The organism is Treponema sp. C6A8, from assembly GCF_000619925.1.
Lineage (GTDB): Bacteria > Spirochaetota > Spirochaetia > Treponematales > Treponemataceae > Treponema_D.
In genome coordinates, this window is sequence record NZ_KK211042.1 from 107709 (window position 1) to 131654 (window position 23946).

General features: G+C 43.0%; 13 protein-coding genes and 1 other RNA gene. 6 read left to right on the forward strand and 8 right to left on the reverse strand.

Annotated elements, in window-relative coordinates:
• Positions 1-11: 11 nt before the first annotated feature.
• From T530_RS0112460 to T530_RS0112475, 4 genes are read right to left on the reverse strand one after another with little or no spacing between them, the layout of a single operon-like run.
• The gene (locus T530_RS0112460; protein WP_027729294.1) at positions 12-1694 is read right to left on the reverse strand and encodes a hypothetical protein; all 1683 of its coding nucleotides are present in this window, start codon (positions 1692-1694) and stop codon (positions 12-14) included.
• A 10-nt stretch (positions 1695-1704) separates the two neighbouring features.
• Positions 1705-4611, reverse strand: a complete 2907-nt coding sequence (locus T530_RS0112465) for a tetratricopeptide repeat protein (protein ID WP_215904675.1) — start codon at positions 4609-4611, stop codon at positions 1705-1707.
• Positions 4598-5986, reverse strand: coding sequence for a hypothetical protein (locus T530_RS0112470; protein ID WP_027729296.1), 1389 nt, complete (start codon positions 5984-5986; stop codon positions 4598-4600). The genes T530_RS0112465 and T530_RS0112470 overlap by 14 nt, the downstream gene beginning before the upstream one ends.
• A gap of 23 nt (positions 5987-6009) precedes the next feature.
• Positions 6010-10527, reverse strand: coding sequence for a 2-hydroxyacyl-CoA dehydratase (locus T530_RS0112475; RefSeq protein WP_027729297.1), 4518 nt, complete (start codon positions 10525-10527; stop codon positions 6010-6012).
• Positions 10528-10595: 68 nt separating this feature from the next.
• Here T530_RS0112475 and T530_RS0112480 point away from each other — a divergent pair, with 68 nt between their 5' ends.
• Positions 10596-10997 (forward strand): N-acetyltransferase, encoded by a 402-nt coding sequence (locus T530_RS0112480; RefSeq protein WP_027729298.1) that lies wholly within the window; start codon positions 10596-10598, stop codon positions 10995-10997.
• A gap of 68 nt (positions 10998-11065) precedes the next feature.
• On the opposite strand, the gene T530_RS0112485 is transcribed toward T530_RS0112480, so the two are convergent.
• Entirely contained in the window at positions 11066-11689 is a 624-nt protein-coding gene (locus tag T530_RS0112485; RefSeq protein WP_156011654.1) for a YitT family protein, read from the reverse strand.
• A gap of 156 nt (positions 11690-11845) precedes the next feature.
• On the opposite strand from T530_RS0112485, the gene ffs reads away from it, so the two are divergent.
• Positions 11846-11944, forward strand: an RNA gene (gene ffs, locus T530_RS15055) — signal recognition particle sRNA small type.
• A 310-nt stretch (positions 11945-12254) separates the two neighbouring features.
• Here ffs and gdhA read toward each other — a convergent pair.
• Complete coding sequence (gene gdhA / locus T530_RS0112490) at positions 12255-13613, reverse strand: NADP-specific glutamate dehydrogenase (protein WP_027729300.1); 1359 nt, start codon at positions 13611-13613, stop codon at positions 12255-12257.
• A 220-nt stretch (positions 13614-13833) separates the two neighbouring features.
• Between gdhA and T530_RS0112495 the strand changes: the two genes are divergently transcribed.
• The gene (locus T530_RS0112495) at positions 13834-16047 is read left to right on the forward strand and encodes a SpoIIE family protein phosphatase (RefSeq protein WP_156011656.1); all 2214 of its coding nucleotides are present in this window, start codon (positions 13834-13836) and stop codon (positions 16045-16047) included.
• 10 nt (positions 16048-16057) lie between these two features.
• Here T530_RS0112495 and T530_RS0112500 read toward each other — a convergent pair whose 3' ends face one another.
• Both T530_RS0112500 and T530_RS0112505 read right to left on the reverse strand, forming a co-directional pair.
• Positions 16058-17266, reverse strand: coding sequence for a maltose ABC transporter substrate-binding protein (locus tag T530_RS0112500; RefSeq protein WP_027729302.1), 1209 nt, complete (start codon positions 17264-17266; stop codon positions 16058-16060).
• 29 nt (positions 17267-17295) lie between these two features.
• Entirely contained in the window at positions 17296-19377 is a 2082-nt protein-coding gene (locus T530_RS0112505; protein WP_027729303.1) for a methyl-accepting chemotaxis protein, read from the reverse strand.
• Positions 19378-19543: 166 nt separating this feature from the next.
• Between T530_RS0112505 and T530_RS0112510 the strand changes: the two genes are divergently transcribed.
• From T530_RS0112510 to araA, 3 genes are all read left to right on the forward strand, one after another.
• On the forward strand, positions 19544-20566 hold the full coding sequence (locus T530_RS0112510) for a LacI family DNA-binding transcriptional regulator (RefSeq protein ID WP_027729304.1): 1023 nt from the start codon (positions 19544-19546) through the stop codon (positions 20564-20566).
• A 38-nt stretch (positions 20567-20604) separates the two neighbouring features.
• The gene (locus T530_RS0112515) at positions 20605-22206 is read left to right on the forward strand and encodes a xylulokinase (RefSeq protein ID WP_027729305.1); all 1602 of its coding nucleotides are present in this window, start codon (positions 20605-20607) and stop codon (positions 22204-22206) included.
• Positions 22207-22433: 227 nt separating this feature from the next.
• A complete protein-coding gene (gene araA / locus T530_RS0112520; protein ID WP_027729306.1) occupies positions 22434-23942 on the forward strand; it encodes an L-arabinose isomerase in 1509 nt (502 codons plus the stop codon).
• Positions 23943-23946: the final 4 nt, after the last annotated feature.

Below are 23946 nucleotides of genomic sequence, written 5' to 3' on the forward strand. Positions count from 1 at the left end.
TCTATATTAGATTAGAAGAAAAATTTAACCATTGCAGAAGCTGTACCGCTTCTTGTTATATAATCTCCGGCGTAAGTTCTTGTTGTACCAGAGAAGAGCTTGATAATATCTGTAAGTTCAGCCCCGATACTTACCGCCTGAGTAATTTTTACAAAACCATCAAGATTGAAAATAGGCACGATTGAAGTTGAACTGTCATCAAGTCCGAAATCTGCTGTAAGGCTTGTGCTGAACTTGCCGCTGGCGCTTGTAAGACCTACGCCCAGACTGATAAGCTGATTATATTCAAGAACCGGAATATCAATCCAGTTTGATTTTAAGCCCGCAGTCAAAGAAAGGATTTTATAATACCAGGTAAGGCTTAATTCTGAGTAAAGAATGCTCAAATCATCCTGCTTATAAAGATAGAAGCCGTTATAGGCTCTTTCATAAGAAGGCTGCCATCTGCCGTTTCCAAAGGCTGTCTTTTTATAGGCAACTTTTGCAGCGGCAGTAAAGCCTTTTCCTACAGGCAGGTATGAATCAAGCTGAATGTACCAGTCTGTAACTTCCTGAGGAATAAAGTTCAATGAAGTAAACTTATATTTTTCTTCAAGATCTGCTACACGGGTTCGCTTGGCAGAAAGTCCGCCTTCAAGACCTATGCTAGCCTTGCGGTTTGAAAAAGGAACCGGGAAAACTGCGCTTCCGCCCAAGGCAAAAGGAGCAGTAATGTAATTATTGTTCATTGAATCACTTAAGAGGGCTCCAACGTTTGCGTAAGCCCTGAATATCTGATTCTGCCATAAAGCTTCTACCTTAAAAAGTCCGCGGTTAGAAATCTTTCCGCATTCAGAAGTTCGGTTTTCATAGTCATAGGCAATGGAACCGTTTGTATTTGAATCCATCCAGTAGGAGCCTGAAAATCCGATATCAAAAGCGCCAAGGTCAACGTTGCCAAAAAGGCTTGGAGAAAGGCCTAAAACGCTAACGTTTTTCATAAAATCGGCATAAGAATCTGTGCCGGTGATGGCAGAATAGCGGTTATAGAAGTCTGCATTAAGAGATGCGCCCGCAGAAAAAATATCATTAAACTGCCAGGTAAAATCAGCACCACCCTTTACGTCATTCTGGGTAATATCGCTGAAATTAGGAACCTTATTCTGCAATCCGTTTACTAAAACCTTGTAGTTACCGTTGAGGTTTACAAGTGCCTTATTTTTTTGAATTGTTTTTGTGATATTAATTCCTGTTGTACTGTCTTTATAGCCGTCTTTCAGAGAATGTCCTGAATAACCTGCAGCAGAATCATGATTAAATCCGATAAAGAAAGGATTCTGTCCGCTCAAACGGTAAACAGAAAAATCACCGTAGAAGAGAGCCGGATAGCCGCCGCCTACCTTACCTTCAGCAAACACAGATTTTTCCTTTTTGGCCGAAGCGGCATCTGCAACTCCAGGCTTTTCCTGAACTGTTACGTCCGGAAGAAGAGGAACGATAGAACCGCTTCCCTTTGGTTCTTCAACGACATCAGAAAAAGCAGGCAGGGCATCTTCCCCTGCAATCAGATTGCCAGATTTAATAACCGTAGTTAAATCATCAAGTTCAATATTTTCAGCTTCATTTGACTGGGCAGTAAGATTTCCCGCCATGAGAGCAAGGCTCGCAAAAATCAGAACCTTTGTTTTAGTATTTTTATTTTTTTTCATATTCATATTCTGTTTCCTAATTTCCTGTAATTCTATCAACTGATTCAGCATAGTGACTCTGAGGATACAATTCCTTTAGAGTTGCAGCTGTTTCGCGGGCATCACCCATAAGTTTTGCAGCAGCAAAGGCCTCTGCGGCAGAGTAAAGACTTTCTGCAGACTTTTCTGAATTGCCGGAGCTTCTGTAGGCAGCAGCCGCTTCAAGATATTCCTGGGCCGCAGTCTTATTTTCGCCATTTTTTCTATTATATTCTGCAATCATGCTGGTGTTCTGGGCAAAAAATTCCTTTTCATCATCAGCAGTCTGCAGCGCCGCCAGTTCCTTTGCAAGTTTAATTCCTTCAGCCTGAGTTTCATTATTTCTCAGATAAAGGCGCACAAGTTCCGTGCCGATTTTTCGGCCTTTTTTGGAAGAAGCTTTACCGGCCTTTTCATATTCGTTCTGCTTGAGGGCAAGAGTCTTGTCTGTACCCGAAACAAGACGTCTGAGCTCCTGAGCTTTCTTTCCGATTCCGTCACCGTTTGCCTGCTCCGGATATTTCTGGATAAGAGTTTCGGCCGCATTAAGGGCGTTTTCAAAATCCTGCTCGTCGTAGTAGGCGTTCAAAAGACTTGTGTAGACACCGTAGGCATAAATGCTCTGGTCGTATTTTTTGATGAAAACCTGGCAAAGCATGACGGCTTTTTCGTAAGAACCAAGTCTGTAATTGCAGTCGGCGCAGAAGAAAAGAGCCGCATCACTGTATTTGCCGTCTGCATACTTGTAGATGTACTGATTAAAGCGGTTTTCTGCAGTTGAATAATTTTTTTGAGAATAATACATCTCACCCTGGTGGAAAACAGCATCTTCTGCTGTCTGCGAACGAGGAGCTTTTGTTATGATTTTTTCAAGATTTTTTTCTGCCTGGTTCAAATCGCCCTGCTTTTCATAAATCTTTGCAATTTCAAAAAGAGCAAGAAGGGCAAAATCTGCTTTATCGTTTGTGTAGGGAATCAGGACATCCACAGCCTTCTGAGCGTTACCCGAATCTGCATAAATCTGGGCATTCAAAAGAACAGCTTCCTCTTTTTCTTCCTTAGTCTGGGAAATTTTTACAAGCTTTTCTGCCTGAGCTGAAGCGCTCTTAAAATCGCCGTTCTGAAGGGCGCTTTTTACGGCAAAGTCCAGAGACTGACGGAGATATTTAATTTCCACAGGTTTTGACTCAGCTTCCGAATTGAAGCGGACAAATGAGGCATAGGCATTCTTGAATTCGCCAAGATTATATTCTGCATAAGCCTTATAGAAGAAAGAAAGCAGCAAAAAGTCTTTTGAAGAAGAGGCCTGAGAAATATAGGAATTAAAACTGCTGCGTGCCTCGTTCCATTTTCTAAGGTTGATTAAATCAAGGCCTGCGATATAGAGAGCCTCAGGAGATTTAACTCCCCGGGTCTTCTCATAAGAGCTGGAAAAATGCTTTGTGATAAAGAGGGCTTTTGCGTATTCCAGAGTTGATTTTTCATCAAGGGCGCCGTCTGCTTCAAGTTCCTTGTAAAGGGCCTGGGCCTTCATTGCATTTCCGGCTTTCAGGCAGCTGGAAGCATACATCTTTTTACATTCAGAATCGTATAGGTAGTCTTCAAGGCTTTTCTGAACTCCGGCATAATCACCCTTATTGTAAAAAAATGTTGCCGAATAATATGCTGATTTTGCATCAGGCTTTTTGATATTTGCGTAGATTTTCTGAACATCGTTCCAGTTATTCAAGACAACTGCAAAATGCAGAAGAGTTGAATAATAGGAATCCATAATATTTTCAGCCGGGGAATTTTTAAATACTTCAAAGACTTCGTCAAAATGCTTTTTTTCAAGCATGATAACCTTTACGTCACTTACAGTTTCAAGAACAATCTTTGCCCGGTAAAGCTCGATGAGGGCAGAATCCCCTTTTACACCTTCATCTATGAGTTTTTCAGCGTTAGCAAAGTAATCAAGGGCTGTTTCATAATTTTTTGCATCAAATTCGTCAATGCCAAGGCGAATCCAGAAATCACAGACAAGGTCGGGCTGTGTTTCAAAAAGAGCTGTATTACGGCTGAAAACTTCACCAGGATTTACAGGCACCTTTTTCTGATCTGCAAGAAGATAAGCTTTTTTAAGGGCGATAACAGAAAGGCTTTCAATCTGAGCGTCAATTACGGCGCAGTATAAATCATAAGCCTTCTGATATTCCTTGATATTTTCGTAGCCCTGAGCCGCATAAACGGCAGTCGTATAATAAAACTGAGGGTCAAAACTTCCTTTTGGAAGGGAATTAAAGAGGTCAACAGATTTCTTTCCCTGATTAAGATTATTGTAGGAAATAATCAGCTTTTGCAGGGCTTCATTAAAATCAGCCTGAGAATAATTATTGCCCTTTGAAACTACATATTCAAACTGGCGGACAGAATCCTTAAAATTATCCTCAAAAAAATAAATGCGGCCGGCATAAAGAAGACTCTGATTGTAGATTTCCTGATTTGCGGCAGTATCAGAGCCTTTTGTCTTTTTTGCAGCAAGGTAAAAACTTGAAAGGGCATTTTTATAAAGGTTATTTCCAAAATATGCCTTTCCTAAAAGATAATAGCATTCAGGAGTCTGAGGAGCATCTTCATTAAGGCTATTCAAAAGAAGCAGCAGTTCTTCCTGTGCGGAATTATTCATTCCGACGCCAGTAAGGGCTCTGGCCTTTTGCAGGCGAACTTCATTGATATAGGCGGAATCCGCATATTTTCTTTCAAAAGTGGATGCCTTTTCTATTACACCCGGCAAAAATCCGGTTGAGTAAGCAGTATTAATTTCGTTATAAAGAGCCGTCTCCGACGCTGCAATATTCTGCGCGCCCACAAAGGCACAGAAATTAAGCAGAAGAAGAGATGTAAGTATTATTTTATTTTTTATCATAAGCCGGGAAGAATTGTTCATTTGATTTTACCTTTGTAAGATAAACAAAATCAGACTGATAGAGGCGCATGAAATCATCAAGCGTAAGTTTGCTTCCATTCATATAAACTGTACAGGTAAAAGTACCGTCATCCATAAAATACGGAAAGAAAACCGCATTCTGATTAAATACACTTACCTCAGGTGATACGCTTCTGTCTGTTTCACGGATTGCAGCCAGATAAAAAGTATCAGGTTCTGTGGCAGCAAGCACGTACAAAAGCGATTTAAGCACCTGAATTCTATAACCTGTGTTTTCAATAAAGGTTACAGAATTGGCAACGCCCTTATCGTTTATTGACGATGCAAAAGGATTGATTGTTACGTCAACGCCAGACTGATTGAACATATAGTTTTTATTTGCATAAACAGAAATCACAGCCGAAGCAAGATTTCGAATCCAGTTTAAAGCAAAATAAAGATTGTATTTTTGAGAAAGAACACCCTGATGGCCCTGCTCTTTTACCCAGACAGTGTCCTGCACCAGAGGCTCGCGTTTAAGCTGGGAGCCTGCAATTGGTTCTACAAGACCGTCGCAAATCCATTTTAAGAAACCGGCAGAAGAAAGGAAGAGGGACTGCCCTACCGAAGTTTCGCCGATTTCATCAAAGGCGAAGGTCTTTCCGCTAGCAACGTGAACTAAATGGCCGTCACCGTCGTACATTGCGTCGGCGGCATATTTGATTTGAGGAAGAACTTCATCAATTACGGCGCACATCTGACGAACGCCGTGGTATTCATTCTGGGAAGTAAGGACATAATTCCATGGGATTTTTGATTCAGTTGTCTTCATCACATTGTCAAAGGATGAAGAATAATAGTAAGAAAAAGGAAGACCTGTCGGAGCACCGCGGGCGGCATAATTTCCAAAAATTACAAGGTCTGCAAGGGCAGATTTTCCGTATGGAGTGAACTGAACGTAAACGCCGCTGTCTTTAAGAAAATAGTAACGGGCGCTTAAAGCCTTGCCATTACTTTTATCGCGGACAAGGACAAAGCTTCCAGCTACGTCTCCTGGATAATAAGTTTTCTGTTCTATATAACTTTGTGAATCTGAAACAACCTTGATATTGATTGTTGTTTTAGGCGAAACGAATATATAGAAGAAAGAATCGTCTTCTTCCATTCTGACCTGAAATTCCTGGCCGATATCATTCGTAAATAACTCAGCCTTATTCATTCGAACCATTTCCAGCGGGGCTTCAAACCATTTTTCGGTCAGCCCCGAGCGGATTTCGGCAGAATCTGGAATTCCAAGCGTGTTATATGCGGCAAAAAGCCTGGTAAAGCCGGCAGCAAAAAGAATTAAAAATGATAAAATAGTTTTTTTATTCATCGCTATGCCCCCTCCCACAGCAATTATCCGATTGATTCCTGAGCAGGATCCGTATCGGTAAAGCCAGTGTTTCCTTCTGCGGCGCGAACTTCAGCTTTTACAAGGCTTCCGTCCGGCATGCGGATCATTCCTTCGCTGCCGACTTCATCCGGGTGTCGTCCAACCGGAGCGTTAGAAAGCAGCAGCTTCAGGCGGTTCAGCTGGTTTACTTCCGAGCTGCCCGGGTCATAGTCGATTGCAGAGATATTCGCATCCGGGAAGCGGCGGCGAAGCTCTTTAATCATACCCTTACCAGTTACGTGGTTAGGCAGACAGGCAAAAGGCTGAACGCAGGCAATACTTGGAGCTCCCTCGTTGATAAGCTCAACCATTTCAGCAGTAAGGAACCATCCTTCTCCTGTGATATTTCCAATCTGAACGATGTCGTCTACGCCCTTCATCATCTGGTAGATTGAGTTAGGAGCTTCAAAACGGCGACTCTTACGAAGGTATTTTTTCATCTTGCGGCGGTAAAGATCCAGTCCCCATACAAGAAGACGGGCATTACGCTCGGTTTTCTTAGGGAAGGCCAGCTGCTGATGGCGGAAAATACCGGTTGCAAAGGTGTAGAAGAAGAAGTCCAGCAAGTCTGGCATAACGCACTCTGCACCTTCTTTTTCGATTGTATCGACAATCTGATTGTTTGCAGTCGGATGGAATTTTACAAGGATTTCTCCGACAACACCAACGCGAGGCTTTTTAATAGGCTTAAGCGGAAGGTTATCAAAATCCTTAATAATATTGCGAACAAGGCGGTTGAAGCGGGCAAAAGAAACATGCTTTTCAAACATTGCTTCTGCCTTGGCATTCCATTTTTCGTACATCTGATTTGCGCTGCCCGGAACTTCCTCGTAAGGACGAACGCGATACAATACGCGCATAAGAACGTCACCTACAACCAGAGCCTTAATCAGATTATCAACAAGGCGCGGAGTAAGCTTAAAGCCCGGGTTCTTTTCAAAACCCTGGGCACTTAAAGAAAGGACCGGAACCTGTCCCCATCCCGCGTCATTCAAGGCACGGCGGATAAATCCAATATAGTTTGTCGCGCGGCAACCGCCACCGGTCTGAGTAATAATAAGGGCAACCTTATCAATGTCATATTTTCCGCTTTCAAGGGCCGAAATCATCTGACCGGCAACAAGAAGCGACGGATAACATGCATCGTTATTTACATAGCGGAGACCTGCATCAATTGCCTTAGGGTCAACAGCGTCCAGTACAACAAAATTGTAGCCGCCACTGCGGAAAGCCTTCTGCAAAATGCGGAAGTGGATTGGCGACATCTGAGGGCCGATAATCGTGTGGGTGTACTTCATTTCTTTTGTAAATACCACGCGGTTATAAGCCGATGTTTTTTCTTCAAGGTGACGGCGGTTTCTTCTTCTAGCCTTTACAGCCGCAATCAGAGAACGGATTCGGATTCGAACCGCACCCAGGTTACTTCCCTCATCAATCTTGATAAGAGTGTACATGCGGTTTTTAGCGCGCAAAATTTCATCCACCTGATCCGCTGTTACGGCATCAAGGCCACAGCCGAATGAAGTAAGCTGAACAAGCTCAAGATTTGCCATTTCGCTTACAAACTGAGCGGCACGGTAAAGCCTGTTATGGTAAACCCACTGGTCAATAATGCGAAGCGGGCGTTCAATCTTTCCAAGGTGAGCTACAGAGTCTTCGGTAAGAACTGCAAGGCCAAGTCCGTTAATCAGTTCAGGAATTCCGTGGTTGATTTCCGGATCAAGATGATAAGGACGTCCCGAAAGTACAATACCGCTTCCGCCCTTTGTAATGATTTCTTCAAGGGCATCTTCACCGGCCTTGCGGACGTCAGCGCGGAATTTTTCCTGCTCTGCCCAGGCTTTTTCTACAGCATCATAAATTGCTTCGCGGGTAAGTTTCGGGAACTTAGGAAGCATTTCTTCACAAAGACGCTCCTGCAGGCGAGGTTTGTCGTAAATCGGAAGGAATGGATCCATATATAAAATAGAATCATCCTGGCGGAGTGCGTCTACGTTGTTGCGCAAAACTTCAGGATAGCTTGTTACAATCGGACAGTTATAGTGGTTTCCTGCCCCGGAATCTTCCTTAAGCTCATAAGGCGCACAAGGATAGAAAATAAACTTAATTCCCTGCTGCAAAAGGCTCTCTACGTGACCATGGCTGATTTTTCCAGGGTAACATACAGATTCAGAAGGGATAGTTTCAATTCCTTTTTCGTAAACCTTGCGGCTTGAACGCTGGCTCAAACGAACACGGAAGCCCAGTTCATTAAAGAAGGTAAACCACAAAGGATAGTTTTCATACATATTGAGGACGCGAGGAATACCTACATCGCCCATAGGAGCGTCTTCTGCCTTGCGTGGAACATAGCTGAAAAGACGCTTATATTTCCAGTCAAAAAGATTTGGAAGCGGACCCGCATCATCATCAAGCGATTTATTTTTATCACTTGCGGCAAGAACCTGAACGCCTTCAATTTCAGCACCCTTTTCGCAGCGGTTACCAGTAATGAAGGTTCGGGTAGCAGATTCAGTTTTGAAGGTATTAATTGTCAAAAGACAGTTGTTCTGACATTTTCCGCAGCGGCGGAGTTCCAGATCAACATGGAAGCTTTCCAAATCAGACAAAGTTGCAATATTAGAATGAACCTCGTGAACTGTATCTTCAGGCTCTCCAGGCTGAGGGGCAGTCAAATCGCGCCACTGGTCGTAGGCAATAAGAGCCGAACCGTAGGCACCCATCAAACCTGCAACATCAGGACGAAAAACATTTACGCCAGAAATATTTTCAAAGGCACGCAGAACGGCATCATTATTGAAGGTACCACCCTGAACTACAACCTTTGTTCCAATATCACTGGCCTTGCGCAGTTTAATTACCTTAAACAAGGCATTTTTGATTACAGAATAAGAAAGACCTGCCGAAATATCAGCAACAGAAGAACCTTCCTTCTGAGCCTGCTTTACGCGGCTGTTCATAAATACAGTACAGCGTGAGCCAAGGTCTACCGGCTTTTCTGCCATCAAAGCAATCTTACTGAAGTCCTTTACATCCATACCCATTGTGCGGGCAAAGTTATCAAGGAAGGAACCGCAGCCAGAAGAACAGGCCTCGTTCAGCTGAATGGAAGTAATGGCACCGTCTTTCATGCGGAGACACTTCATATCCTGACCGCCGATGTCCAGAAGGAACTCTACGCCAGGAACAAAGAAGTCAGCAGCGCGGAAGTGAGTGATTGTTTCAACCTCACCCGCATCAACATTAAAGGCCGACTGGAAAAGAACTTCGCCGTAGCCGGTAGAAACCGCACGACCAATATAAGCGTCAGCCGGCAGCTGGGCATACAATTCCTTCAAAACCTTAACGGCAAGCTCGACAGGATTTCCCTGATTGTGGGCATAAAAATCCCAGAGGATTGCCCCTTCCTGGTCAATCAAAACAGCCTTAGTAGTTGTAGAACCCGCATCAAGACCAAGGAAAACAGGCCCCTTTACAGATTTCAAATCCCCGCGCTTAGCCTTTTCCTGAGCATGGCGTTTTTTAAACTCTTCAAGCTCTGCTTCGTTCTTAAAAAGAGGTGGCAGACGCTGAACCTCGCTGAGCTCAGCACCAACAAGATTTTTCAGGCTCTCACGGAATTCTTTAATTGTCGGAAAGTGGAAGTTTTCAGCAGAATCGCCGGTAAACTTGCGCTCAGCACTAAAAGCAGAACCGCTGGCAACAAAAAGCTGCGAATCTTCCGGCACAATAATTTCATCTTCCTTAAGCTTAAGGGTTTCAATAAAGCGGTAGCGCAGCTGATCCATAAAGTGAAGAGGGCCTCCCAAAAAGGCAACGTGACCGCGAATCGGCTTACCGCAGGCAAGACCAGAAATTGTCTGGTTTACAACCGCCTGATAAATAGAAGCCGCAATATCTTCCTTGCGGGCACCTTCGTTAATCAAAGGCTGAATATCAGTTTTAGCAAATACACCACAGCGGGCCGCAATCGGATAAATCTGCTTAGCGTTTTTAGAAAGCTCGTTCAAACCGTTTGCATCAGTTTCCAGCAAAGCCGCCATCTGATCGATAAATGCACCCGTACCACCCGCACAGGTACCGTTCATTCGCTGCTCAACGCCGCCTTTAAAATATGTAATCTTAGCGTCTTCACCGCCTAGCTCGATTACAACATCAGTCTGAGGAATAATCTTCTTAACAGCAGTCGTAGCCGCAATAACTTCCTGAATAAAAGGAATGTTAAGCCAGTGGGAAACAGAAAGACCGCCGGAACCAGTAACCTTTACAGTAAGAGTCTGCTTGTCACCAGCAGGAAATTTCTTTTCTATATCGTCTAATGCCTGATTTACAACCTTAATAATTGTGCTTCGAATGTCTGCACGATGACGCTGATAGTCGCCATAGATGAGCTTATCATCGTGGTCAAGAATCGCTACTTTTACCGTAGTAGAACCGACATCAATACCCATACGCAATGGGATAATTTCTTCATTTGCCATAGTTTTCTATTTTAACGGTAAAAAGAAAAGGTTGCAACGGTGATTTTTTGCCTATAAAATAGAAGATAATGAATTTGAGTTATCGTATTCTTGACTGTGACATTTTTGAATCTTACATGGCTCTGGAAGGCTGGGATAACTTTCCCCTGCTTCAGTCCTACACTACTCAGGGCGAATTCCCCTTCCTGCTCAAAGACAATAAATATATGATTTTCGATTACACGCCATCTGGCGGTTTTTTGAAGGCAGTCTGCATCTATAAAATGATAGGAGACACCCTCATAATCGACTTTTTTGAAGTTAATAAAAATTACCGCCACCAGGGTTTAGGAACCCGCGCCATGGAACGCCTTATGCTTGAAACCGGCGCCAAAAAGGTCGTTCTTGAAGCAAAAGACACAAACGCGGCTATTTTCTGGAAATCACTTGGAATGAAGCGCGTCGACGAACAAACCTTCACCTTTGATTAAAGATGAAAGCTTATTGAAAAAGAATGAAGAACGCCTGACGGCTCCGGGGGGATCAGGCAGTCAGTCACTTACTCATCAAATCTTAAAACGTGAGCTCTCATCCACTTACCTACAATAGTTACGGCAGGGCCAATTGAAAGCGCCAGAATTATCGAACCAAGGAGAGAGCCCTGCATTCCCTTTGGATTAGAAAGGCTTGCGCAGACACCAATTGTAATTGCAAGCATATCATAACAGATGCGGATAATGAAAAACGGCACTTTAGAAATCCAGCCTGAAATAATCATAGGAATTGCGTCGTAAGGAGCAACACCAAGCTGGGCATTCATATAAGTTGCGGCAGTTACGACAAAAAAGAAAATCGCAAAGGCAAAAATTATAATGCGCCAGTTCATACTTTCAGCAAGCTGAAGAAAATCGTGCAGCCCTGCTCTTTTCCAGATTGCACAGAAAAAGTCAGCAATATAACCGATACAAATCCAGTTGAAAAAAGTTCCGAATCCGATAAGGTTTCTTGCAAAAATCAAACTTAGAATAAACATGACTGCATTGGCAATTACCTGCAGGTTTCCCAGGGTCAAACCGAATCTGCTTGCAACGTTGCGGTTCATAAAGCTGCAAGGGTCAGTTCCGAAATTTACTTCTATTAATAAAGAAAGAAATAAGCCCATTCCCAGAATTGAAATAATCATAATAGGAAATTTCACTGCAAAATGGGGTACAAAAAATTGTTTTTTCAGATTATTTAAGAGCATAGTTTCCTCAATAGTTCAAATGAATAAAGTTACAATAGCATATTTACTAAAAGATTAAAATCATTTAATATTCAGAAACGAGCCCTTTGATGAGTTCAGGTGCTATGCAAATCATCGCTGGAAAACCCCGCCAGAGGAGGAATCCAGCAACGGTATTCAGATGATGGTTGTGCCGTAGATTACCTGAACTCTTCAAAGGGCTTTTTATTTATTGCAGGACAATTTTACAAATATAAGCAAATGCTTTCGCGGAGGTCCGTAATTTGCACCGCTGCTTTGCGCTCGCCGCAAGCTGCGCTTGCTCTGTAGGCAAACTCCGCGTTGTATCCCCTTCATCGCGCAAAAACCTACGCAAATCACGAACCTGACGATAATAGAAAATGCGTTAAAAAAGGCAGTCCAGTGGACTGCCTTTTAGCATTTACTTACTAATGTCTCGCCCAGTTATACTGGGCGGTAACCCGAAAGGGTGGCAGGTGCGATCAGGCACCATAAATATAAATTAAACCAATCCCTGAGCTACCATTGCATTTGCCACCTTAACAAAACCTGCTATATTGGCTCCCGCAACATAATTTACCCAGTTGCCTTCTTTTGCACCGAATTTAACTGCTGTGTCGTAAGCGTTGTTGTGGATGTTAATCATGATGTCATGGAGTTTTTCATCAACTTCTTTTGCAGACCATGAAAGGCGCTCGCTGTTCTGAGACATTTCGAGACCAGATGTTGCAACACCACCGGCGTTAGAAGCTTTTCCTGGAGCATAAAGAATCTTAGCAGCAAGGAATTTGTTTACAGCGTCGATGTTAGAAGGCATGTTAGCACCTTCAGCAACAAGTTTTACGCCGTTATCAAGAAGCTTCTGTGCATCTTCGCCAAGAAGTTCGTTCTGTGTAGCACATGGGAATGCACAGTCACATTTAACTTCCCAAACTTTTTTGCCTTCAAAGTATTTAGCAGATGGGAACTGTTTAGCATATTCAGCAATGCGGCCGCGGCGAACTGTCTTGAGCTCTTTAACCCAGTCAAGTTTTTCCTGAGTAATACCGTCTGCATCGTAAATGTATCCGTTTGAGTCAGAAAGTGTAACAACTTTTGCACCAAGCTGAATAAGTTTTTCTGCAGCGTATTCTGCAACGTTACCTGAACCAGAAACAACACAAACCTTACCCTTGAAGTCGTCTCCAACTTTCTTGAGCATTTCCTGAGCAAAGTAGATAAGACCATAACCAGTAGCTTCTGTACGAATCAAAGAACCACCGAATGTAAGACCTTTACCTGTCAAAACTCCAGTATATTCATCGCGGATTCTCTTGTACTGTCCGAAGAGATATCCGATTTCGCGTCCGCCAACGTTTTTATCACCGGCTGGAACGTCTGTATCAGCTCCAATGTGGCGATAGAGTTCTGTCATAAATGACTGGCAGAAGCGCATAACTTCTTTGTCTGATTTTCCGTGAGGATCGAAGTCAGAACCACCTTTACCACCACCCATTGGGAGAGTTGTAAGAGAGTTTTTAAGAACCTGTTCAAAACCAAGGAACTTCAAAACTGAAAGGTTAACTTCTTTAGAGAAACGAAGACCTCCTTTGTAAGGACCAATTGCAGAGTTGAACTGAACACGGAAACCACGGTTTACATGATAGTTACCTGCATCATCCATCCAAGGTACTCTGAACTGAATTACGCGCTCTGGCTCAACAAGGCGTTCAAGAATTGCGTTTGGCTCAAGTTCTGGCATTTTTTCTACAACTGGATCAAGAGTTGTAAGAACTTCTTCTACAGCCTGCAAAAATTCAGGTTCGTTGGCATTCTTTGCTTTTACTTCTTCCCATACACGGTTTACGTAAGCATTTTTCATTTCGTTTTACTCCTCGGCAAATGTAAAAAGGGATGCATTCAGCAACAGCATTCTGCATATTTATACATTCCCGAATAATAAATATACCAAAATCAACTTTTTTTATAAAGTAATCAAGCAGAAAATTTTTAATAAAATTAAATATTTTTAGTAAGAATAAAGTGTTATATTTCAGCAGATTTATTTACCATTATAGAAATAACTGTGTTATAATTATATTGTGAATTTTAAATCACAGAAATTAAAAATACAGAAAATATCTCTCTTCCTCATTTTGAGCCTCTTTTTCACTTCATGCGGCCCGAAAATTCCCGGCGCAGAAAAAAAAATTGAAGTAGGAGACACTTTCTATTACTGGGAATCTACCGCTGAATCAAATCCCGGTGATGTAATGAAAAATCTTGATAAATTCAAAAAACTTGAAGATAAAACCGTCAATAATTTGCGTAATGTTCTTGGAAAAGGTGAACATTATGTCTGGGTAAAATTTGATTTTACAATTCCTGACTATTTCAGGGGTCAGCCTTTGATGCTCGTCATTCCACACATGAAGGTTGCAGAACAGCTCTGGCTCAACGGAATTTTTATTTCTCAGGCAGGAAACTTTCCTCCAAGAACCCAGTCTACATTATTTAAATCACACTTTTTCAGTTTCCCTATAAACCTTCTGAATAATGAACCGGGGGCAAAAAACACCGTTTTAATTAAGATTTTCTGTATGGGAAAAAGCGGAATTTCGAGTCATTCCTTTATTCTTCCGCCTCAATATGCCTTCGCCATGCAGGAAATCATTAATTTCCACCATACCCGAATTTACATGTTCCTGGTGGGAACCCTGATTTTTACCTTTGTTCTTTACATCTGCCTTTTCTTCAGTCTTCCAAAGTTCAAGGAATTCCGTGATTTTGCCCTGATGAACCTTTTTACAATTTTCTTCCTGATTCCTTTCTTTGCGACAGAGCTTCCTATTTATAACAGCGGAATAATTCCATTCCTTCTCTTTACAAAATTTACCTATTGTATTCCGGCCTTTTTCACAATTGCATTCGCTACTCATTTTGCCTTTAACTTTATGCATACTAAGCAGCCACTCTGGGTAAAAATCACACGAAGTTCTATCCTGCTGCTTCAGGTAATAATAACACTTGCGATGAAAACCTACGACGGCCTTGTTGACATGATGCCTGTCCTCTTCTCCCTGCTGATTGCTCAGGGTATGTTTGCCGTAGTTCTTGTTATCATAAACTTCAAAAAAAAGGAAAAACGCAAGCTTTCAATTTTATTTTCTCTGGGCTTCATACCTCTCGTCCTTACAGTGGCCCTGGATATTACAAGACGTCTTCATGACCACACTCAGACTTATACTTTCATATCCCTTTTCGGATGGCTTTTCTCCATCATCGCCTTTATCATCGTCCTCAGTGTCCGCTTCGCTAAAACCTACGCAAGCAACGAAAGACTTACAAATCATCTGCAGGATGAAGTTGAAAAACAGACCCGCGAAATTAAGAGTGCCAACAACGAGCTTTCGGTTTTGAATGAACAGCTTGAAAGGGAAAAATTGATTGCCGATATGGACTTGCAGATGGCGTCAATCGTTCAGCAGAGATTCTTCCCTCGTCCTAACAAGCATTTCCGCGGCTGGGAAATTTCTGTTTACTACTCGCCTCAGTCAAAAGTTTCGGGCGACCTTTACGACTACTACAATTACAATGAAATTCTGAACGGACTTTCCCTTTTTGATGTTTCGGGACATGGTATTTCTGCCAGCCTTATTACAATGCTTTCAAAGAGCATTATTTCCCACACCTTCCAGAAGGGCTACCGTAACAAGGAAAGCATGGAAGCAATTCTTTCGCGAATTAACAACACAATCCTTTATGAAAAGGGAAATATTGAAAATTACATGACGGGAATTCTCTGCCGCTTTGGGCCGCCGTCAAAAGACGGACGCTGCCATGTAGAAATTGGAAACGCAGGTCACCCTTACCCGCTTTTATACAGCGCCGGCAATGATGCAGTTACTCCAATCAGGGGAACTGACGGTAAAAAACATTACGGAGCTATCGGTATGAAGGGAATTGCCGTTGCTTTTGGAACTGCCGATTTTGAAATGGCGGAAGGTGACATTCTTATGTGCTACACCGACGGTCTTACAGAATCAACAGACAGAAAGCTGGATCAGTATGGAACTGACAGGATAAAGCGCGTCATTGCAGAAAACAATTCAAAATCTGCGGCTGAAATTCTAAGAAGAATTACAGAAGACTTCTACTATTTTACGGAAAACAAGCCGGTTGAAGATGACATTACAATCATCATTGCAAAGAGAACAAATCCAGATAACTACGTACCTGACGAAGAGCGCGAAGAAGAGGAAGTCCTGATCGAACCTGAAGAAGAGCTCGAAGAACTCCTCCCTTCTGAAAATTAGTTTCTAAAAATTAACCGCGAATCTTATTATTCAAGGCGTCTAACTCTGTCTGAACATCAGAGCCTTCCCAGATTGCCCGCAGAGCCGCTTCTGTTTCTGTCCAGAATTTACCCATTGCAGGAATTGACGGCATAGGAAAGGCATAGTCAAGCTGCTCAAGGAAGCCCGGCATATAAGGACTGCTGACCTTTGTATTTATGGCAGGCATCGCGCCTGTGAGGCTAAATCTTAACTGCTGCATTTCCGGAGTCAGCATAAAGGCTGCAAAATCTGCGGCTTCTTTTGGATGGCGTGATGCAGAAGTTACAAACATACCGCGGGTTCCGCTGAAGGATGCCGCAGGCTTACTTTCTCCAGGCAAAGCCGGGATGCAGGCAACGCCAAAATCAATTCCGGCTTTTTCAAAAGTATTTACGTTCCAAAGACCTGTAATATGCATTGCGGCATTTCCAGAAGAAAACATACCGTCGCAGGCAGAAGTACTGAGTTCAGCATTCTGAAGACCAAGGCTGGAACGCAAAGACTGGTAAAACTTAAGGCCTTTTACAGACGCCGGAGTATTCATATTCGGATTATTTGATTCAGTTCCGCTGTCACCATAAAGGCGGTTTCCGTTTGAAGTTGTAAAAAGAATTGAATAATATCCGTTTGTAACGTCCATTACAAAACCATACTGGCCCGGATGACTTGCATTAAACTTTTTTACCCAGGTCACAAGCTCTTCCCAGGTTTTAGGAACTTCACGCTCGCTGATAAGATGCTTATTATAGAAGAGAGCGTAAGTTTCAGCGCTGGCAGGATAACCGTACATGGTTCCGTTATAAGTAAGCGCCTTTGAACAGGCACCCAATACCTGTTTTGAAATATCCTTTGGATTTTCTGTAGGAAGGATAAGTTTCTGTGTAACAAGCTTTCCAAGATTATCATGAGGAGCTGCAATAATATCTGCCGCAACTCCGTTAGGAGAATCCTTTGTAAGTGCGTCAACTGTATTGTGAAGCTCAACGTTTATAAAATCTACAATTATATTCGGATGAAGTTCGGTATAAGCCTTTCCAGCCTGCTTTATAAATTCATCAATTCCGTTTTTTGATTCCCAGACGCGGATATGAATTTCCTTTTCGTTTTCTACAACCACTCCCGACTTCTGCTTTGAACAACCAGAAAAAGCTGCCGCAGCAAGAGCTAAAAATGCAAATCCAAATAATCTATGTTTCATTTTTCTACCTCTTAAAATCCCTGATAAAACTAAACCTGGAACTGGTCAACCTGACCACCGATTTCATCAATAGATTCTCCCATCTGTGAAGAAATCTCTGAAAGGGCATTTCCAGTCTGTCTGATTGTTTCAGCGCCGCTTTCCATTGTATCCATGCTCTGCTTAAGGTCCATTGTAGAAGCCTGAAGATTCTGAATTTCCTTAAGAATTGCGGAGTTTCCTTCCGACATTTCCTTTACGGCAGAAATTACAACCGAAGTAGAGTCGTTCATGCTGTTCAAAGAAAGATTGATTTTCTCTGAGTCCCTGTTCTGCTCGTCCATGGCAACAGAAATCTCCTGAACAAGATAATCTGTAGACTGGATTTCCTGACTTACATCCTTAAAGGCAATCCGCGATTCATTGGAAGCGGAAATAATTTCGCTGATAGATTCCTGAATATTTTTTAGCTGCTCACCGATTTCCTTTGACTGAGCCGTAGAAGTTTCTGAAAGCTTACGGATTTCGTCGGCAACAACACTGAAGCCCTTTCCAGCCTCGCCGGCATGAGCCGCTTCAATTGCCGCATTCATGGCAAGAAGGTTTGTCTGGCTGGCAATTTCACGAATAGTCTTGTTGGCATTTCCCAGCATCTTAGACTGGTCACCGACAATTTCAATCTTATTGCTTACGTCATCCTGCTTCTGAACACCGTTCTGAGCCTTAAGCTCAAGATTTTTGAAGGAATCAGCCATCTTGGCAACAGAGTTATTTACCTTTTCAATATTCATAATCATTGCAGAAACTGCCTGTCCCGCAACCTTTACGCTGGCACTCTGATTTTCAACCATACGCTCAAGGGATTCAATATTCGAGGCAATTTCATGAACGGCTGTCGCAGTCTGATCAACGCTGGCAAACTGCTGGGTAGTTCCGTCCCGGGTAGATTTGATATGCTGGAGAATATCTTCAATAGAAGAAAGTGTATTTTCCGTATCCTGCTTAAGAAGATTTCCGACCTCAAAAAGGGAATTTTTAGACTCCTTCATAACCTTCATAATAGTCTGAAGCTTTTCCGTAAAGGTGTTGAAGCCGTCCACAACCTCTGCGATTTCATATTCAGTCTTGATTTTAATTCGCTGGGTAAGGTCAGCTTTTCCAGAAGCAATTTCATTAATGCTTGCGCTCAGCTTTCTGAGAGGCTTGAGGCTGCGTGCAAGAAGAAGTCCGCTCAAAGAACCCAATATAATGGAAACAATTGTGATAAGCATCATCTGGAAAAGAACTGTATTCAAAACCGCAAGGGCCTGATGCTTATTCTGAATGATTCCCAGATGCCACTCACCATTATTAATGGTAACAAATGACAGATAATATTCTTTTCCATCCATAAAGAAGGTATCAAGTCCCGACTCTTCCTGAATCATCTTAATCTGAAGTTCACGGAACTGACCGAATTTTCCGTCCGGAGTGTAGGCAGCATCGTGGATATTATTTTCAAGCTGGGATTTTCCTTTATAATCTACGCCAGCCATTTTTTCACCTGCATCGTTGATGATGAAGATAAATCCGTCGTAATCCAAATCAATTGAAGAAGTAATTTTATTTGTGAAGGAAGCGTCTGCTACGCCAGAAAGAACTCCGACAATTCCACCCTCTTCATCACGCAAAGGGCTGCTGATAACAACAACCATCTTGTTGTAACGCTCGTCATAAACAAGATCAGAAATATTTGCAGTACCGCCAAGAGCAATTCCGTAATAAGAACGACCGCCAACCCAAATGTCCGCACCCTGAGTTGAGTGGGCCATACCGTTTACGTTTCCTACCTCAAAAGATTCAAAGCCGACACGTTTTGCCTCAGCCTGAAGAACAGGCCGCTGAATATCCCAGTCCATGCTTCGGATATCATTTCGCTGGGCAACAGCTTCAACCTCGCGGATATAGGCTTCAATAGAAAGTTCAATGAGTTTTCCCGCATCATCGCGGCATTTTGTCATTGTACTTACAACCTGCTTTGTCTGAACTCTGTACAAAAGCATAATTGAAAAACTTGTAAGCAGGATACAGATAAGTACTACAAGAAGGGCAATTCTAGAAACGATTTTAAAGGACAAGGTATTTGTCTTCATAAATATTACTCCTAGCAAAGATTATACGTTAGAATCTTCCTTGTTGAAAATAATTTCTTTAAAATATTACTAATTTTTATTTGACACAGTTGCATTCAGGGTGTATTCTAGAGACAAGGTTGCGTGTACGTACACGCAACTTACGGGTATTTTTGGGAGAATTTAAGTGACTGTAACTGAAATTGCAGAAATTGCAGGAGTTTCAACAGGAACTGTAGACCGGGTAATTCACAACAGAGGTCGTGTTTCTGAAGAAACAAGAGAAAAAATCAATAAAATTATCTCTGAAAACGGTTATTCTCCTGATCCTATTGCCAGATTTTTAAAGAAAAAGAGCGATTTTAAGATTGGAGTGCTTATTCCAACCATTTCTGAAGAGAGCGGCTACTGGAAATCTATCTATGACGGCATTTTAGATGCGTGCGTGAACGATTACGCAGCTTTCGGCTTCCAGATTGAACTTTTCGGCTTTAAACGCCCTGACGCAGCATCCCTTAAATCTCAGTTCAAGAAAATGATTAAGGCAGACTGCTCGGCTTACATCATCGCGCCAATCATGCAGGAGGAAATCATGTTCCTTCTGAGTCAGGAAAAACTTAAAGCTCCATACTGCTTTATTGACTCCCCTCTTCCAGGCGCCCTTCCAATTACAACTGTTGCCCAGAATCCTTTTAAGGCAGGCTTTATGGCAGGAAAACTCACCCGCCTTTGCTCAGCTAAAACAGGAACCTTTGCCGTAATCAAACCTTTCAGCGAAAGTTATAACCTGAATGAAAGAGCCCGCGGCTTTGCTTCATACTTTTTGCAGACAAAAGACTGTAAGGCAATTCAGAAGATTGCCCGCGGAAGCCGACAGGAAGAAATTGCAGACGCTGTAGTTCAGATTGTTAACGATTCAGAAGATTTACGGGGCATTTGCGTCGTAAACTCTGAAGTTCATTATGCAGGACAGAAAATTGAAGAACTGGGACTCAAGGACAAGATTGCAGTTGTTGGTTTTGACCTTGTAGACAGCAACATTGAAGCCCTGAAAAAAAACAGGGTAGATGCTCTCATTTCTCAGGATCCACGCGGACAGGGCGGACTTGTGATGAAGGAAATCTACAAAAATCTGGTACTGGAAAAAGACGTTGAAAAGGAAGTAAACATTCCGCTCAACGTGTTCTTTAAAGAAAATATTGATTTTTAGGCGCCGGAAGACGGCACTACAGGAGGAATAAAAAAATTATGACAAAAGAAGAAATTGCCAAGGAGATTTCCGGCGGTAATGCCGTTGTGGGAATTGAATTCGGTTCAACACGAATCAAGGCAGTGATGATTGACTCTGCCAACGAGCCGGTTGCGGGCGGTGCCTTTGACTGGGAAAACTCACTGGTTGACGGTGTGTGGACTTATTCACTTGAAGAAATTGCAAACGGACTTCAGACAAGCTTTGCAAACCTTAAGAAGGACGTTTCTGAAAAATACGGCGTAAAGCTTACAAAAATCAAGGCTCTTGGTATCAGTGCCATGATGCATGGTTACCTTGCTTTTGATAAAAACGATACTCTGCTTGTTCCATTCAGAACATGGCGCAACACAATTACAGGAGAAGCTTCATCAAAATTGACAGATGAATTCAACTACCCTGTTCCAGAGCGCTGGAGTATTTCTCACCTTTATCAGGCAATTTTAAATGGCGAAAAACACGTTGGCAATGTTGCATTCTTTACAACACTTGCAGGCTACGTTCACTATAAGCTTTCGGGCAAAAAAGTTCTTGGAATCGGTGACGCATCTGGTATGTTCCCGATCGATGAAAAAACAAAGAACTACGACAAAAAAATGCTTGGCCAGTTCGATGCCCTGATTGCAGAAAAAAAACTCGGCTGGAAGGTTGAAGACCTGCTGCCGGAGATTTTGCTTGCAGGACAGCCTGCCGGAACTTTAACTGCTGAAGGCGCAAAATTCCTTGACCCTACAGGTGAACTTGAAGCAGGAACTTTGCTCGCTCCACCGGAAGGAGATGCAGGAACCGGTATGGTTGCCACAAACAGCGTAACAAAACGAACAGGTAACGTAAGTGCCGGAACTTCTGTATTTGCAATGGTAGTTCTTGAGAAGGCTCTTTCTAAGGCTTACAAAGACTTAATCGACATCGTTACAACTCCGGACGGCTCTATGGCAGCTATGGCTCACGCAAACAACTGTACCGGCGAATATGACAAGTGGATTAAGCTTTTTGGAGAAGCAATTGCTGCAACAGGCGGAAACGTTTCTAAGCCTGTATTGTACGATACACTCCTTGGTCTTGCCCTTAAAGGCGACCCGGACTGCGGAGGAATCATTCCTTATAACTACATTTCCGGCGAATCAATGACCGGCTTTAAGGAAGGACGCACACTCGTAGTTCGTCAGCAGAAAAACAACTTCACTCTTGCAAACTTTATGCGCGCTCAGCTCTTTACAGCTCTTGGAGCCCTCCGCACAGGTATGAACATACTCTTTGATAAGGAAAATGTTGCAATCGACCGTCTTACAGGACACGGCGGATACTTCAAGACAGCAGGAGTCGGAATCAAAATCATGGCAGCCGCTATGCACACTCCGGTTTCTACAATGGAAACTGCCGGTGAAGGCGGACCTTGGGGTATGGCACTTCTTGCCGCTTATGCCGCAGATACAAAAGGCCAGAGCCTTGGCGACTACCTTGAAAAGAATGTATTCAAGACAGCAAAAATCACTACTATCGCACCGGAAAAGAGCGATGTAGAGGGCTTCAACAAGTTCTTTGAGAACTACACAAAAGCCTTGCCGGTTATGAAGGCAGCAGTAGAAAACGTAGACTAATGAATATTACAACCTGATTATAATCTTAAGAAAATTGGCTCCCGGTCGTGGAGTATGAGGCAAAACCGCGCAATAATGCGCTACACGTTTTTTGTGGTAAAGAAACTATAAAACAGGTCGCTTTCGCGACCATCACAAAAAAAGTGTTTTTGCCCCACACTCCACTCCCTCGCGCCAGTTTTACTTACAACTTTATAATGAGGTTACATTAATAGGAGTAATAAAAAATGGAAAACTTAGCAAACTATGAATTCTGGTTCATCACAGGAAGCCAGGACCTTTATGGAGAAGAAACTCTCAAACAGGTAGCAAAAAACTCTAAGGAAATTGTAGACCGCTTGAACAAGAGCAAGACTCTTCCTTGCGAACTGGTATGGAAGCCTACTCTTCTTACTCCGGAAGCAATTCATCAGACATTGGAACAGGCAAATGCTGACGACAAATGTGCCGGAATCATCTGCTGGATGCACACCTTCAGCCCGGCAAAAATGTGGATTGCGGGACTTTCTGCATACAAAAAGCCGCTTTTGCAGCTGAACACACAGTTCAACGAAGAAATTCCATATGCCACAATGGACATGGACTTTATGAACCTGAACCAGTCTGCCCACGGTGACCGCGAATTCGGCTTTATCACAAGCCGCATGGATTTGCCACGCAAGGTAATCGTAGGACACTGGTCACACGAAAGGACACAGAAACGCATTGCAGACTGGATGAGAATTGCCCGCGCCGTAGCAGACGGAAAAACTCTCCGCTGTCTCCGCTTTGGCGACAACATGCGCGAAGTTGCAGTTACAGACGGCGACAAAGTAGAAGCAATGATTAAATTCGGCTGGAGCGTTCCATATTATGGAATCGGTGATCTTGTTGCTTACATGAACGAAGTAAAGGACGGCGATGTAAACGCTCTCTTCGATGAATACAATCAGAAATATGAGATCGTTTACGGTTCAGACAAAGACTTCACAACAAAACAGATTAAAGAACAGGCAAAAATCGAAATTGCCCTCCGCCGCTTCCTCAAGGATAACAACGGTAAGGCACTCTGTACAAACTTCCAGGATTTGTGGGGCATGAAACAGCTTCCAGGTCTTGCAATCCAGAGACTTCTTGCTGACGGCTACGGCTTTGGTGCAGAAGGCGACTGGAAAACATCATGTCTTGTACGCACATTTAAGGTAATGACTGACGGTCTTGTAGTTCCTGGCTCAAAAGGTAACGCTTTTATGGAAGACTACACATACAACCTGGTTCCTGGCGAAGAGCTCAACATGGGATCACACATGCTGGAAGTTGACCCAGAAATTGCAGTTACAAAACCAAAAGTTGAAGTTCATGCACTTGGAATCGGTGGAAAAGAAGATCCTGCCCGCCTGGTATTCAACACAATCGAAGGACGCGGACTTGTTTCTGCCGTTGTTGACATGGGTAACCGCTTCCGCTGCGTAGTAAACGAAATCAACGTAGTACCACCAAAGGCTCCTCTTCCAAAACTTCCTGTTGCCCGCATGGTATGGCAGCCACTTCCTAGCCTTGAAACATCTGCAGAAGCATGGATTCTGGCAGGCGGCGGACACCACACAGCATTCTCTAACATCATTACACAGGAAATGATGCAGGACTGGGCAGAAATGGTTGGAATTGAGTGCGTTGTAATTGATGACGGAACAAAGATTCCTGCATTCCGCAACGAACTCAGATGGAACAAAGCTTACTGGGATTCAAAGAGATAGGAGA